This window comes from Paenibacillus sp. Root444D2, from assembly GCF_001426375.1.
GTDB lineage: Bacteria > Bacillota > Bacilli > Paenibacillales > NBRC-103111 > Paenibacillus_E.
In genome coordinates this window covers 389,845-404,582 of record NZ_LMEO01000001.1, presented here as the reverse complement: position 1 = coordinate 404,582, position 14,738 = coordinate 389,845, and the positions used below count along the sequence as shown (strand labels likewise).

17 protein-coding genes are annotated in these 14,738 nt (G+C 46.6%); 14 read left to right on the top strand and 3 right to left on the bottom strand.

What is annotated here, in order from left to right:
- Positions 1-107 precede the first annotated feature (107 nt).
- From ASD40_RS02070 to ASD40_RS02060, 3 genes are all read left to right on the top strand, one after another.
- Positions 108-1,577: an IS1182 family transposase gene (locus tag ASD40_RS02070; protein WP_063870688.1), complete on the top strand. Its 1,470-nt coding sequence runs from the start codon at positions 108-110 to the stop codon at positions 1,575-1,577.
- Positions 1,578-2,038: 461 nt separating this feature from the next.
- Positions 2,039-2,329, top strand: coding sequence for a hypothetical protein (locus tag ASD40_RS02065; protein ID WP_057301664.1), 291 nt, complete (start codon positions 2,039-2,041; stop codon positions 2,327-2,329).
- 77 nt (positions 2,330-2,406) lie between these two features.
- Positions 2,407-4,143: an AAA family ATPase gene (locus tag ASD40_RS02060; protein WP_082562020.1), complete on the top strand. Its 1,737-nt coding sequence runs from the start codon at positions 2,407-2,409 to the stop codon at positions 4,141-4,143.
- Positions 4,144-4,451: 308 nt separating this feature from the next.
- On the opposite strand, the gene ASD40_RS02055 is transcribed toward ASD40_RS02060, so the two are convergent.
- Entirely contained in the window at positions 4,452-5,642 is a 1,191-nt protein-coding gene (locus ASD40_RS02055) for a tyrosine-type recombinase/integrase (protein WP_057301663.1), read from the bottom strand.
- Positions 5,643-6,308: a helix-turn-helix domain-containing protein gene (locus ASD40_RS36030; RefSeq protein ID WP_063870687.1), complete on the bottom strand. Its 666-nt coding sequence runs from the start codon at positions 6,306-6,308 to the stop codon at positions 5,643-5,645.
- Positions 6,309-6,515: 207 nt separating this feature from the next.
- Here ASD40_RS36030 and ASD40_RS02045 point away from each other — a divergent pair, with 207 nt between their 5' ends.
- The 10 genes from ASD40_RS02045 to ASD40_RS02000 all read left to right on the top strand — a co-directional run bounded on the left by ASD40_RS02045 (position 6,516) and on the right by ASD40_RS02000 (position 13,862).
- Positions 6,516-6,698 carry a helix-turn-helix domain-containing protein gene (locus ASD40_RS02045; RefSeq protein ID WP_057301662.1) on the top strand — a complete coding sequence of 61 codons (183 nt, stop codon included), beginning with the start codon at positions 6,516-6,518 and terminating at the stop codon, positions 6,696-6,698.
- 202 nt (positions 6,699-6,900) lie between these two features.
- Positions 6,901-7,098 (top strand): hypothetical protein, encoded by a 198-nt coding sequence (locus ASD40_RS02040; protein ID WP_057301661.1) that lies wholly within the window; start codon positions 6,901-6,903, stop codon positions 7,096-7,098.
- A 1,003-nt stretch (positions 7,099-8,101) separates the two neighbouring features.
- Complete coding sequence (locus ASD40_RS38120; protein ID WP_200957332.1) at positions 8,102-8,263, top strand: hypothetical protein; 162 nt, start codon at positions 8,102-8,104, stop codon at positions 8,261-8,263.
- Between the two features lie 18 nt (positions 8,264-8,281).
- Complete coding sequence (locus tag ASD40_RS02030; RefSeq protein WP_057301659.1) at positions 8,282-8,716, top strand: hypothetical protein; 435 nt, start codon at positions 8,282-8,284, stop codon at positions 8,714-8,716.
- Between the two features lie 3 nt (positions 8,717-8,719).
- Entirely contained in the window at positions 8,720-9,415 is a 696-nt protein-coding gene (locus tag ASD40_RS02025; protein ID WP_057301658.1) for a hypothetical protein, read from the top strand.
- Between the two features lie 76 nt (positions 9,416-9,491).
- The gene (locus ASD40_RS02020) at positions 9,492-9,914 is read left to right on the top strand and encodes a hypothetical protein (RefSeq protein WP_057301657.1); all 423 of its coding nucleotides are present in this window, start codon (positions 9,492-9,494) and stop codon (positions 9,912-9,914) included.
- Between the two features lie 151 nt (positions 9,915-10,065).
- Positions 10,066-11,202, top strand: coding sequence for a tape measure protein (locus ASD40_RS02015; RefSeq protein WP_057301656.1), 1,137 nt, complete (start codon positions 10,066-10,068; stop codon positions 11,200-11,202).
- Positions 11,203-12,849 (top strand): phage tail protein, encoded by a 1,647-nt coding sequence (locus ASD40_RS02010; protein WP_057301655.1) that lies wholly within the window; start codon positions 11,203-11,205, stop codon positions 12,847-12,849.
- 27 nt (positions 12,850-12,876) lie between these two features.
- Positions 12,877-13,155: a hypothetical protein gene (locus ASD40_RS02005; RefSeq protein ID WP_057301654.1), complete on the top strand. Its 279-nt coding sequence runs from the start codon at positions 12,877-12,879 to the stop codon at positions 13,153-13,155.
- 2 nt (positions 13,156-13,157) lie between these two features.
- Positions 13,158-13,862: a hypothetical protein gene (locus tag ASD40_RS02000; protein ID WP_057301653.1), complete on the top strand. Its 705-nt coding sequence runs from the start codon at positions 13,158-13,160 to the stop codon at positions 13,860-13,862.
- A gap of 49 nt (positions 13,863-13,911) precedes the next feature.
- Here ASD40_RS02000 and ASD40_RS01995 read toward each other — a convergent pair whose 3' ends face one another.
- The gene (locus ASD40_RS01995) at positions 13,912-14,145 is read right to left on the bottom strand and encodes a hypothetical protein (RefSeq protein WP_057301652.1); all 234 of its coding nucleotides are present in this window, start codon (positions 14,143-14,145) and stop codon (positions 13,912-13,914) included.
- A 249-nt stretch (positions 14,146-14,394) separates the two neighbouring features.
- On the opposite strand from ASD40_RS01995, the gene ASD40_RS01990 reads away from it, so the two are divergent.
- Positions 14,395-14,673, top strand: a complete 279-nt coding sequence (locus ASD40_RS01990) for a hypothetical protein (RefSeq protein ID WP_156389857.1) — start codon at positions 14,395-14,397, stop codon at positions 14,671-14,673.
- Positions 14,674-14,738 lie beyond the last annotated feature (65 nt).

Below are 14,738 nucleotides of genomic sequence, written 5' to 3'. Positions count from 1 at the left end.
GAGAGCACTGCAAAACGAATACAGAATCTGTAAAAATAGACCCAGTGGCGCATAGGCACTGGGTTTGTTGTATACTGGAAGAAAAGGAAAAGTGGAGCTGAAATTTCATGTTATCCTCTGGCAAACAATTAACCGCATCATTTCATGCGGAACTATATAAACTCATTCCTAAAGATCACTTGCTTTGCAAAATTAATGAGGCAGTCAATCTCGGCTTTATTCACGAATTAGTTAAAGACTCATATTGTGTATACTATGGCAGACCAGCTAATGAGCCGGAGCTGCTTTTTCGGTTGGTATTTCTTCAGATCCTTTACAATCTCTCTGACGAGCGGATTATTCAGGAAMCGCAGGTTAACCTCGCATACAAGTGGTTTGTGGGGCTAAACCCAGAAGACACACTTCCAGATTCATCACAATTATCTCGTTTTCGTAATCACCGCTTAGGTGCAAGTCAAGTGGATGATGTATTAAAGCGAGTGGTTCAGCAGTGTATCGATCAAGGTCTTATCAAAACCAAAACTATCATTATGGATGCAACTCATACGCTAGCCGCGAGCCAAAAACAACGCCCACTAGATGTACTTCGAGATGCTGCCAAACGACTGTTTCGAACGGTAATCAAACGACATCCGAAGCTGCAGAAGAAACTACCTGCGGTACCTGTTGTGAAAAGTGATCAAGAAAATGCTGAGCAGGTTATGTTACATTACTTAGCTGAATTGGGAGAAAAGGTTGAAGCAATGGTTCCTGACCATGAAGGTGCCTTATCCGAGAAACTACGAATCGCGAAGCAAATTGTCGAGGATGAGCGCTTACTTTCTAAGAAAGGGATTCTTTCGGCTATAGATCCAGATGCAAGGTTTGGATGGAAGAGCCATACAAAATCATTCTTTGGTTACAAAGAGCACTTGGCCATGACGGAAGAAGAGATAATTACTGCCGTAGTCGTAACAACTGGAAGTGYAGATGACGGTAAACAATTCCCAAAACTGTTAGCACAATCGAAAGAAAATGGTATGGAGATTACAGAAGTAATTGCAGATACAGCCTACTCCGGAAAAGATAATCTGGCCGAAATGAAGGAAAAACAAATTCAACCTGTTGTCCCTCTTAACCCCATTGTCCATAGTGGAGGGTTAAAACAAGAAGGCTTCGAATACAACAAAGACGCTAATTTTGTTATCTATAGCATTCGAAAAGCTGTACAAGGCAGTAAACAGAGCGGAGAAAGCCGTTCATTAGTCTTTTATTTCAATGTCGAAAAGTGTAAAGCATGTCCACTACGCGAAGGTTGCTACAARCCAGAATCCAAAAGCAAAACATATTCAATCCGAATAGTAGCGGAACACTTCAAGGAGCAGATTGAGTTCGAACTTAGTGACACGTTTAAGAAGCGGATAAAACGAAGGCCAATCATTGAACACAAGAATGCTGAAATGAAAAGATTCCACGGTATGAATGCAGCCAAATACCGGGGCCTATTTCGCATGCGAATACAGGCTTATCTCACTGCATTCGTTGTAAATGTGAAGCGGATGGTGAAGTTGAAAACGCAAAAGCAGCCCGCCCTCTGATGAGGAACGAACTGCTTTTTTTCTTTATCTCATGCTTTTTCCATTTGGCAGATCCACTTCGTTCAAAAGTAAGGCTTTTGCAGTGCTCTCNCCCTCTGATGAGGAACGAACTGCTTTTTTTCTTTATCTCATGCTTTTTCCATTTGGCAGATCCACTTCGTTCAAAAGTAAGGCTTTTGCAGTGCTCTCACTTAGCGGCTTTTTTTCATTTAATCGTTTTGAGTTGAGATGAAATGAATGAGTCCCACAAACACTAAAAAGATAACAAGGCCCAGCTTTCGCGATCACCTCAAGGGAGAGGAGAGAAAGTGCTTTTGCTAAGGGTTAGTCTCCATTTTTTTGTATTTAAAGAATAACATTAATGTGGCGCCGAACTCCATTTAAAACAAATCTGCAGATTAAGGAAAAGCTGTATCATGTCAACATTCCTAGCATAGTATGTAGGAAGGTGGTGATGATAAATGACATTTACACTTGCAGACTGGATGATGTACACCATGTGGGCCATATTTGGATTAATGATCATTGATTTTCTAATCGCCTTTTTCCAATCCTTTTGGAAAGGCTCTTTTGACCCAACTTTTGTATTAGGTTATTTGAAAGATGTTCTATATTATGTCCTGCCATTAGAGATTGTTTTATCCTTGATTCCAGCTGATCCTACGGGGTGGACTCTTGTGATTTTTTATTTCGTTGGAGGTATCGCAGTAATTCTCAAGTATGTATTGGACATTAAAAGAAAATTTCAATAATAAGACTGTGGCCTTCCTTCATGGGAGGCCTATGGTTTTCATAGAATAATACAAACCGTCTTAAAGGAAGTGAGTCCATGAAGAGATATCAGTGGATCAAGTGGCGAACATTCATCCTATGGGTCGCAGCGCTCGTCTTAACCGGCATACTGTTATGGGCAGGAGGACCGACATCTTGGAATATCGCATTGACTATTATCGGTATTGTGATGCAGCTGCTCTTTGCCATCATGTTCATGATTGTCCAGTTCGTAGCCCTTTTTTGGTTCCTAGCTCGTGGACGCACGTATTGGATTCTGCCTGGAGAGACTGGGGCCACTTGGGATGACTACCGGGGAAACCCCGAAATCGTTGAGAATGCCAAACGGATCGTCACCCTGCTCAAAGGCGTAAAGGAGTTCAAGGAAATGGGTGGTGAGGCGATCAGAGGCTTGCTGCTCTGCGGTCCTCCTGGCACCGGTAAGTCCTACCTGGCTCAGGTGATCGCTAACGAAGCGCAGGTGCCTTTTGCTTATGCCTCGGCTCCCAGCTTTCAGAACATGTTCTTCGGCGTCGGCAACCTGAAGGTAATGGGCCTCTACAAGAAGACCCGGAAGCTGGCGACTGTGTATGGCGCCTGCATCATCTTCATCGACGAGATTGACGCGATCGGGATGAGTCGCCAGGCGGGAGCAGGAGCAGCAGGAGGAATGTTCGGCATGGGCGGCGGCTCTGGCCTGCTTAATGAGCTGCTCTTACAGATGGACCCGCCGAACATCGACAACTCCAAGATTTCCAAGATGCTTCGGTCGCTGGGGCTGCGTCGCAAGAAAGCAGAGCGGCCGGCGGTGCTGACAGTCGCTGCGACCAACCTGCCCGATGTACTCGACCCTGCACTGCTCCGGCCTGGCCGCTTCGACAGGCAGCTTTGGGTCGATACCCCTGACTATGATGGTCGGGTGGACGTCTTCCAATACTATCTCCGGAAGGTGAAGAGGGACTCTACGCTAACTCCGGAAGCAGCAGCGCTCGATACGGTCGGTTACAGCCCTGCGCAGATCAAACATATTGTCAACGAATCGCTTGTTATCGCCCACCAACGGGGGGCCCAGGAAGCCAGTTACGAGGACTTCCGTGCTGCCATGGAAACCTATGAGTGGGGACTCAAACAGCCGCTCCGCTCCATGAGAGACGACGAGAAGCGGAATGTCGCCTACCATGAGGCCGGTCATGCGGTGGCCCAGTACCTATTGAAGCCTCACGACCGGGTCTGGAAAGTGACGATCATCCGCCGGGGCGGCGCGCTCGGTCTCGCTGCCACCAAGCCGACGCATGAACGGTATAACCGAAGCGATAGTGAGATATTAGCGGAGATTCAAGTCTGTCTGGCAGCTCGGGCGGTGGAAGAGGTGTATTTGGGGAAAAAATTAAACGGTGTCACCTCCGACCTGCAGCAAGCTACAGAGATGGCCGGTGCCTACCTCGGTATGGTAGGTATGGGCGATGAGCTATTCAGTTGGCTTGCGACGGGCTCTCGTGCCGATGCACTCAAGGCACTCCGGCCAAAGATTAACGAGCTTCTGAAGGATCAGATGCTCCAAGTAAAGAATTTAGTAAGGGAACACGTCGACTTCGTCCACGCCATTGCATCGGAGCTGCTAAAGCAAGGCGATCTAACCGGCGAGGAGATTGAGCAGATCTATGTACGGCTGTATGGCCGTAGTCGGCCAGAGGCAATTGAGGTAAAAACCCAGGCGGTTATTGATTCCCTGGCACAAGTTGCTCAGGAACACCGGCTGGAGGAGGACGCCAACGAAACGAAGGATTCCGAATAAACATTCGATTTATCTTTCTTTTTAGTATAACTGAATAACACTATCTAATAAGAAGCTACAGAAATAAACCCTTATAGAAAAATAAGGGTTTTTAGCAATCTGTATTATAAAATAATAACGGCGACCGCTTGCGCGATCGCCTCATGGGAGAGGAAACAAAGCGAAAATATAATAACTGTTATAGTTGTAAAAGTGCTTTTTTGTGCGTTATTTTTGTAGGGGTTATAGGCGATTAAAGCGAATGAATGGTATTTTGGTAAAGGCGGGTATTTTGTTGGTCCCCTTTCGGTCCCCTATAGTCCCCCGCGTTATGCCTTCTGCTGCTGGTCTTGTTTGACTTCAAAGAGCGTATCAAATGCTTCAGCGGCTGCCACGTCTGCTGACTGCATAGCATGGCCGTATATGTTCATTGTGGTCTTAATATTTGAATGACCTAAACGGCTGGAAATCGTTTTTGCGTGTACGCCCTTATTTATAAGCAGCGTAGCGGAAGTATGACGTAGATCATGGAATCGAATGTACTTAATGCCAGGATTCTTTTTTATAAAGTCCCGCCACATATCCGAAAGCGTCTTAGGATAATATGGCATACCGTACTTATTTGCGAATAAAAAGAAACGGTCCCCGCCTTGCCATTTATCCCCGACCTGTAATTTGTCTTTTCGTGCCTGTAAAAAGTATTTGTCCAGTTCGGGAACAACAAAGGCATTGATAGATACTTTTCTAATGGAATTTTTCGTCTTTGGTTCCTTGATAACGGGTTGATGGTCTTTAAACATGGGGATTGACTGCCGCACGTCGATAAAGCTTTTGTCCAGGTGAATATGCTTCCATTCCAGGCCCAGCAGTTCGCCGCGCCGCAGCCCTGTTGTAACTGCTAGAAGAATGAGTACACGAAACATTGGCTTTTCATTCTGCAAAGCATCGAACAGATACGCTACTTCTTCTTCGCTATAAACGTCGGCGTCGTAATCCGTTTCCTTCGGCTTCGGGACGCCCTCCATAGGGTTTTCCTTTACTACTTTCCATTCCTTCGCCCAGTGAAATATGCTTTTTAGGACCCGATAATATTTAACAATGGAATTCGCGCTTAAACCGTCGCCCTTCAACTTGGCTATAAAATCCATGATGTGAAATGACTTTATCTTTTCCATATCCGCTTTGCCGAAAAAGGGGGTTATTCGCTTGTTAACGATATGACTATAATTCTGCTGTGTTTTCTCTTCCTTATCCACTAAATAGCGCTTCTTCCATTGTTCAACGAACGCGGCGAATGACATTTTTTCTATATCCCGGTATTCTCCGTTGTTCACTTCGTTTTTGAATCTATCTAGTTCGGCGTTTAGTTCACGCTTCCCCAATTCCTTTTTACCAAAATCCTTCGCGTTTACCGTCTTTCTCTTTCTAATTCTGCTTCCATCCGGGGCATACCCCAATTCCACTGTGAGCCTATACGACGTAGTTCCGTCTTTAAGTTCCTTTGGTTCAATAGTTGCCATTCACGCTTCCCCCTTTAATAACAGATGTAGCATAGATTCGATGCGCTGGCGGTCGTTTTGGGTAAGTAGCCTGTTCCCATATGCGATATTCGGCAGCTTTAGCAAATCTTCCAAGTGAAGGACCGTCGCTTCTTGTTCCCAGGCGTCTTCGATGCGGCCCAGTTCCAGCATTAGTAGCATTCGCGTTCTGCCGTCCAGGGTTAGAAGGCCGTCAATAAATTCGCTGGGAGTGAAGTTATCGGCGCTAATTTCGATTCCGTAAGTTTGGGCCGTTAACCATAACCGCTGTAGGTAGCGCCCCTTAAATTCGTCATTTTCCATATCGGCGAATTTTTTTAATTCCACAGCTTCTAAATAATCCCGCAGTTCTTGGTCGTTCTCATAGAAAGCGGGATTAAGTGCCCCGGCTACCATAGCCGCATCTTCGAAAGCCGAATCTGCTCTATCAATAACCCCGGCTTTTTCCAGCAGACTTTCAGGTGGAACGTCTAGCGCTTCGGCCAACTTCTTCAAGTTTTCGGGTTTCGGAACGCCCCTAGTACCTAGTTCAATTCGGGAAATCTGGGAGTCACTTACCCCCGATAGTTCGGCCAGCTGCTTCAAGGTGTAGCCCCGCTTCTTACGCAGTTGCTTTAGATAGTCGCCAAAAATAATTTCGTTTACCAAAATACCTTCACCCCAAATCAAAAATTACTTACTAAATCATAATATAACCCAAAATCACCAAAAGGGGAATTATATTTTTTGTAAAACCCCAAAAGGAAAAATTTTTGTTGCTTTTTGTCGGTATCGTATGCTAATTTGTAAACAAATCCCCAAAAGGGGATAAGACACATTGGATGTTTATGACAAAAGGAAAAGGAGAATGTGCAAATGGAAAAAGTAACTATGACGGTGAAAGAAGCCGCGGTTTTCTTGGGGGTTTCGAAGGACCTACTTTACAAAGAGGTACGTTGCGGAAAAATTCCGCATACGCGGCTGGGGGCAACAATTCTTTTTCGCCGGGATACGTTAACTGCCTGGTTAGAGCAGCAAGAGAAACAAAGCGTAAGCTGAAACTGCGAAGGAATGGCGCGATTATCCAACAATTTGAGGTGGAGCAGGATAAATAATCAGTGTAAGCTAAAAAAAGACAACAAAAAAGCCCGGACAGCCTGCCAGCTGCCGAAGCTTTCGTAGTACCCAGGTACGGGCGGTATACTCGTTGGTTCAATTATAACCGCCCCGGCTTGGAAAATTCAACCTATGGGGAGTGTTTTTGCATGAAAATATGGATACTACATTAGACCATCTTAACCGCTTAGAACTGGCTGTAAAGGACGTTATCGAAGCCTACAAGCTGCAAATGGAAATCATTCGAAGAATGGCCGAACTTGGTGTAATCCCGGAAACGGTCGGCGGTGAGATCGAACGGCTAGAAGCTGAAATCGAACAGAAGATTAACGCAGCTGCATAGTTACGAGTGAAGGCCCCGGCGCCTGGTAACTGAATACGAACTGATACAAGCCTTCCAGGTAATGGGGGGCTTTTGTTTTGGATGCTTACCAGGCGCAGCTGCTGGCCGTCATTCAGGGATAGAAGGCTGGTACACGCTGGGCGGCTTGTAGGCGTTTATGACGGACCAGGAGTAAGTACGACTGCCTGGGGCCATCCACGCTAGAGTGGGCAAATATGAACGCCTGGCGACGTGTGGGCCGCGCGGTTCGGATGTGGCATGACTACTTCCAGGCTGTAAGGCTGCGAAATTGAAGCGGTTGGAGGGAGAAAAACGAAAAACGAAAAACGAAAAACGAAAAACGAAGGAAACGGAAGCTATCGGGAGAAAGTACCCCCCGCGTATCCGCGCTCACCTACTCTAAACGGGTGAATACGGCGAAATACAGCAATTCGGAATAATATATATAATTAGCCCTATTACAAAGGGGGGTTCCTATAAATAAAAAACAAAAAAGGAAAAGTCAAAAACAATAAGACCCCCCCTACAAAATTACAGCAGCTAATATATTATTTTTTAAAAAAGAAGAAAGAACAAACAGTATAGTATACTACTATACTTAATAGATACTAATACTATATATAATATATATATATTTATTATTTATATATTATATATTTATATTATATATATAGAGTTACTTACTGTTCATTGTCTCTTCTCTTACTGGAGGGGTTTTTAGGCAGTCATGCCGATAGTGTTTCCTATAGGCAACAATTTGAACTGCTTCATTGACACCTGTATTGGCTCATGCTATATCTATAACATAGACATAAATTTCAAAGGCGTTTCGGGGGCTTCGTACCGTATAAAACCCCCAGGAGTAACAGGTAGCGGCTTTATATTGCTGCCTGGTCATAGTCGGTACCCTTTTCAAAGGGTGTCAGGCGGGCTTCCTATTGTGCGTACTTCATACGCGCTTTAGGAAGCCCGCTTTTTATTTTTTGAAGAAAGGGTGCTGGACATGCTTAACAACGAAGCTAAGAAAACGGACAGGAAAACCTATAAGCGGGACTGGGCGCGAAAATGGCGCAAAGAAAACCCTGAAAAAGAAAGGGCAAACCAGGAACGATATTGGGCGCGTCGATTACAACGGCAGTTGGCCATTTTACGAAACGAAGACTAGGGAGGGGGATATTACAAAATGAATGATTACTTTTTGGTCAGTGGGAATCTAGGGCTGGGGTTTAGGGCTTTACAACGCCACTACATGAACTTACGCGAAACCATGGTAGACGAATTGGAGAAATGCGGCGTAATGGTTGAAGACGAGAAGCTGCGGGAATGGGACGACATGCAGGCCGAAGCCTTCATAAACCTAATTATGTGGGAGAAACAGTTTAGCTGGGATTATATCCGGGCCAAACGCTGGGCCGAGGGACAAGCTGCAAACGATAAGCGAGTACGGAATCTGCTGCGGTACCAGGAAGTTTCGATAGATCGGGCTTTTGAAGTCTTCGACGAGCGGGGAATCATTGAACTGCTGGCCCACCATGTTAAATGCTTTTTCACTTCATGCAGGGTGATGGTCCATATGTGGCGGGAGCGCGGCAAGTTACTGCCGGGTGGGGAGTGTTGACCATTGGAGGACGAACAGCAGCAGCTGAAGGAAAAACGGGAAATTAACCCGAAGGCCGACGATAAAAATCAGATAGCAGAACGCTATGGCCGAACGATTCTAGTATGTGGAGCAAAGCGGAAAAATAAAAATGCTAAATGTCTACAGGTGGCCGGGGCTGGTACGGATCACCTGGGAAGCGGTCGCTGTAATAGGTGTGGCGGGGCTTCGACTGGTCCGAAGACTGAGGAAGGGAAGCGCCGGGTAAGTCAGAACAGCCGCATACATGGGCTGTACGCTTCGACGCTTAACGAAGAAGGCCAGGAAATTTACGACGAACTGGCTGAACAGAAGTTACTAGGCCTGGAAAACGAAATTTATATGCTAAAGGCGCAAATTATCCAACATTTAAGGAACTGGAAGGGTAAGAAGGATCGGCGCAGGGTGGCCGTAGAAGGTTCGCTCAACAGTTACGAATGGTACCAGCCTGGAACTATCGACGACAGGGCATACGTACGTGCGCTGGAAGCCCTGGGCCGTTTGGTAGAGAAGCACGCCAGGTTAACCCCTGACGGTGGCGACGATCTGCTAGGACAAGTTAACGCAGAACTTCGCGCAGCTTCTAAAGGTAAGGTAAGTATTTCCTGGGGCGGCGAAGCACAAGCACGACAAAATCCTGTAGATACGCCAAAAAACAGCGGTACTACAGCTGGGAAATAATCTTAACTAAGGTTCATTAAAATGAAGTATAGTGTACCCACGAAAAACGGTGGTTCAACCGGGGAGGTTATTACGTTTGCTACGTGTTGAAGGCTACATTTCCAAGAAGAACATAAAACGCTGGCTGGAGAATTACGAAGCCCTGGCTGCTGGGGACAGGCCTTACGATGCTATACCAGGCAGTAGCGGCCCAAAGGCTTATGACGGCGTAAGCGGCGGGCGTGTGAATAAGATTATGTTAGACAAGGCGTTGGTGCAGCTGCACCAAGATATGCCGTTTTCCTGGAACTGCATCATGTTCGCCTACATAAGGCCTATCTTACAGAAGGAAGCCCTGCGGTTGCTTCGGGTAAGTCGTAGCGTCTTTATTAGGGGCCTGGGCGAAGGAGTAGAATTTATTTACCGGGAGATAAACGGCGGCGCAGCAGAAGAAAAGGAAAGTCTGGAAGGCCACAAAGCTGCACCAGGCTACAAACGACTCGCAGAATTGATACTTTAATAGTATGTAAAGTTATCAAGAAATAAAGAAGTCTTTACTTCATTCACCTTCACGATTATTGGATAAATCGGCGTCCTTCACGATTATGGAAAATCGGCAACCTTCGACGGTAGGCGGTAAAACGATTTCTCATAGCTGGTGGTGATGGTAAATGTCACGTGAATTTACAATGGGTATACGGCTTAATTACTTCGATAACGACTTTACGCGGGGAATCCGGGAAGCGACGCGGAATACGAATTCCTTTCGGGATGGCATGGCGCAGGCAACACGAAGCGCTACAGGTTTAACGTCTGCTGTAGGGGCGGCAGCCGTTGCCCTGGGGGGAATGGCAGCAGCTAAAAAAGGCTTCGATTGGTTGATTGGTGCAAATGCTGATATGGAAACTTATCAAAATACTCTTACCGTGGTAATGGGAAGTGCAGCAGAAGCCACAAAAACGTTAGCCTGGGCTAATGAATTTGCTGCACAGACGCCTTTCGAAATTCCGCAAATTGTAGAAGCTACAACGAAGCTTACCGCGTATGGAATGAACGCGCAGAAAACACTGGGAATCGTAGGTGATGCGGCTTCCGTTATGGGTAAGGACATTATGCAAGGCGTTGAAGCCGTAGCCGATGCACAAACGGGTAGCCTGGAAAGGCTTAAAGAAGCATTTAGTATTACAAAAGATGATATTAGCGCTATGGCGAAGGCCATGGGTGCTAACGTTTTTGATAATAGTGGCAGCATAACCGATATGAAGGGCATGAATGCGGCGTTATTTGCTATCATGGAAAAGCGATTTAAGGGCGGTATGGAAGCACAAAGCAAGACCTGGAAAGGCATGATAAGCAACGTAAAAGACTTCGTGGGTACTACGGGCCGCCTTATGGGCCTACCGCTATTCGAACGTGCCGAGAAACGCCTTCAAGGCTTCCTAGGTACGCTTGATCAATTAAAAAAAGACGGCAGCATAGACCACTTTATAAGCCAAGCACATAAAATGGGGGCCGTCGTAGGGAATGAAATGGCATACGCAGGGAAGGTAGTTCGCGCAGCCATCCAGGGTATTTGGAAAGTAGCCAGCCCCATTATCAACGAAATACGTACCAATTGGGAGAAGTGGCAGCCCGTTATAAAAACGTTGGGCTACTCAATGGCAGTATTTGCCGTCGGTCTAAGCGGCGTAAAGACGGCGCTAACGGCTGCTAGTATAGCTATGAAACTACTGAATGTAACAATGCTTACGAATCCGATAGGTTGGATTATTTTAGCCGTCGGCCTGCTAGTAGGCTGGTTTATCTGAATGAATGGCGGTATAGAAGGCAGTAAGAAGGCGCTGCTAGGAATGTGGGATACGGTTAAAAAATTCAGCCAGGCAATCGCCGACATATTTACGAAATCCGATCCTACGAAGCTTATGGATATGGGCTTTTCGCTGAAATTCGTACAAGCTACCTGGAAAATCGTAACGGCTGCCCGATTTATGTTCGATCAGCTGGTAAAAGGCTGGGCCTGGATATGCGCGACAGCAGTAAAATACTGGCCGACAATCAAGGCGGCAGCCATGACCACGATAAACGCCCTGGGTGCTGCCTTCAAATGGGTACAGCAGCAGGCGGTACAGTACTGGCCGACCATAAAGGCCGTAGCCATAACAGTAATAAACGCCTTGGGCGCTGCTTTCCAATGGATACAGCAGCAAGCTACGAAATACTGGCCGACTATACAGGCCGTCGCGATGGTAGTAATTAACGACCTGGTAAGCGGCTTTCGCGGATTAGTAAGTACGGCTATTCGTTACTGGCCGAAGATTAAAGACACGATTTTAAATATGTGGGCCGCAGTACAAGCTTACGTGCTCCCAACAATAAAGCAACTGCTTATGATAGCCGTAGACGCCTTTAAAAAAATATGGGCCGTAGCCGTACCGCTGGGTGCAGCCATTTACAATTTCTTTAAGGCCATAGCGCCTACGGTATTAATGCTAGTCGGTATGATAGCCTGGGCCGTAACTAATATCTTATGGCCTGCTGCTATGCTGATATGGAAAGTATTGGCCCAGGTAGCTGCTGCGGTAATCCCGGTAGTAGTAAGTATTGCTACTTCGATAGTCGGGGCCTTTACGAAGGTACTTAACTGGGTAACGGCAATATGGCCCGCGATAAGTAAAATCATTACGGCGGCCTTCGTCGTAATCATGGCGCTATGGACGATACTAGGGCCGTTTTTCATGGCAGCATTAAGCATAATCGGCAGTATCATAGTCGGCGGTTTCCAGGTAATAATGGCCTTCGTTAAATTCATATGGACGACGATAGCCAGCATTATAAGCATAGCCTGGGCTGTAATTTCCGGGCTGATACAAACGGCTTTAGGGCTGCTTACTGGCGATTGGCAAATGGCCTGGGATGGTATAAAAACCATTTTCGAAGGAATCTGGAACGGTATTATAGACTTCCTGGGCGGCCTGGGTAGCCTATTCTATGATTCGGGTAAAGCTATCATTACGACGCTGGTAGACGGTATAAAAAGTATGGCTATGGCCCCGGTAAACGCGATTAAGGGCGTAATGGAGAAGGTACGCGAATTCCTGCCGTTTTCCGATGCGAAGAAGGGGCCGCTTTCTCAGCTAACGTACAGCGGGGGCGCTATCATGACGACCCTATCAGCTGGTGTCAACATGAAAGCTGGGATGCTCCAGGATGCCGTAGGCGGCGCGTTCTCTGCTGCTGGTACAAATATCGCCCCTAGCCAGGTAAACGCCGTGGTGGCCCCGCCAGCGAAAGCAGGAGCATTAGCACCAGTGTACAATATCGGGGACATAAACATTCATGCGGCGGAAGGCATGGACGGAAAACAATTGTACCAAGAATTTATAGACGAACTTTATAACCAGACTAAAAATGCAACGGCCCTTTTGAGTAGCAGTAATAAGGCAGCATTAATTTAATCAGAAAGACAGGAAGGGTATCTGAAAATGAAGGAAAATAGAATTTTATTGGAAAATGCAGTACTAAAGCATGCTGCTGCACTTAACCCGATCAAGATAAGGCAAATAGTCCTGGCGCTGGAAGATAAAGAATACGAAGGCTTACTTGAGTACACCGACAGGGACGAATTAAACCCGGCCAGCGTGAACAGGGCGTTAAAGCACCTGGCCGCAACTGAACCGAATTTATTCTACTCGCCTGATAAGGCAAAAGAACTGGACGACGGCGGCAGCAATTACAATAAATCCGAAACAGGGGGAATGTAACCATGATTAGAGCGTATGAAGAAATGGTAGAGAGTATCAAGGCGTTTGACGCCGCACAGGGGAAGGACAACGGACAGCTGGCCGTAGCAGTTGCGGAAGTTGAGCAAGTCCGCCAGCGGTATAATAGCCTGCTGGGAGAAGCCCTGGAGAACCCGGAACTGGCAGCAGACGTTGCCAATGCCCAGGGAATGGTAACTATCATGGAAACGAAGCTGCAACGTCTACAGGATAAGCTGAACGCGGAAAAGAAGCCATACCCGGACGGCATGGCGGTAGCCTTTATGAACGTCCAGGGGGAAATTCGCCGCAGAATCGCAGATGGTAGCTTGCTGCATGAAGAATTTCAGCCCCTGCTGGACGGAATGAAAGAGCATATGCAGGCATACATGGCGAATCTGGCTACTGTATTCGATAAAATGCACCAGGTAAATAAAAGGCTAGTTCATATCCAGCACAGTACATCAAGCGCGGTACTGCGTTACACAGGTAAGGAAGAACGTTACGGCCTTTTAGGCCCGGAACAGGTAACAGAATCGGACTTTAAGGAATGGGCATGGGTTGACCACTACCAGTATAGTAACGACCTGGCGTCAATTCGTAAGGCAGCCCTGGAGGAAACAAACCCCGAAGCAAAGCTTCCCCCGGTTCGAATGCAGAATGTAACGACGCCGAAAAGCGAGAATTATCAGAACGCTAAACAGCTGTAAACGAGAAAGCCACGTAGGACGGGATACAGCCCCGCTACGCGGCTTTTGTTTATTTGTCCAGTTCTTCGTTATTTTTGGCGTCTGCATTATGGCTTTGGATAAGCTGCCTTTCGATGACTCGCTTGATATATGGCGCAGCAACAGCCCATGCGTGTTCCTGTAAAGCAGTAATTAATGCGGGATGTCCTTCCATCTTACCGTTCATGAAAGATACCCCGGCTTCGAAATCTTCTCTGCTAATCTCAATCCCGGAATTCTTTTTAAATAATTCGTAGTTATCCATTACCCTTGCAGCCCCTATGATAAGGCTAGGTCATAGCGGCAGCGCCGCTATGAATTTTGTTCCTGCCTTTTTCAGTAAGAGTACAACAAGACAAAGCATACCGCTAGATTTATCTCTAGATAACGACTGTTGCCTAGAGATATTAAAATGACGGAATAAAAAATAGCGTATATAATAGTAAAGATATCTTTACTTATACAGTCCGTTATCATAAAAGCCAATAGAAAAAGGGGAAGTAGGTGCTTCGAAATGATGTTTACAGCTGGGGGACAAGTAGGCGGCCAGGATGCTACGATTGTGTGGAAAGATGGAATGGTAAGCGGCAGCCCCTTCGCGGTACAGCTTGTACTGCTGGAAGCTGCCAACTTGGAAGGCGAACTGGTAGGCCCGGTTAACCAGCAGACGGACACCAGACACCTTTCCAGCCCGCTTTCGGCGCTTATGATAATAGACCGGGTACTAACCGCAGCGGTATTTACCGGGGAGGTACCCGAAGTCGATAGCGCGCCACCTGGGGCAGTTATCTAATTTCGTGCCAATGGTTTATGGTGCGATCAGTTGGCTTCTTGCCGTGGTTCGGCTTTAGTGGTCGT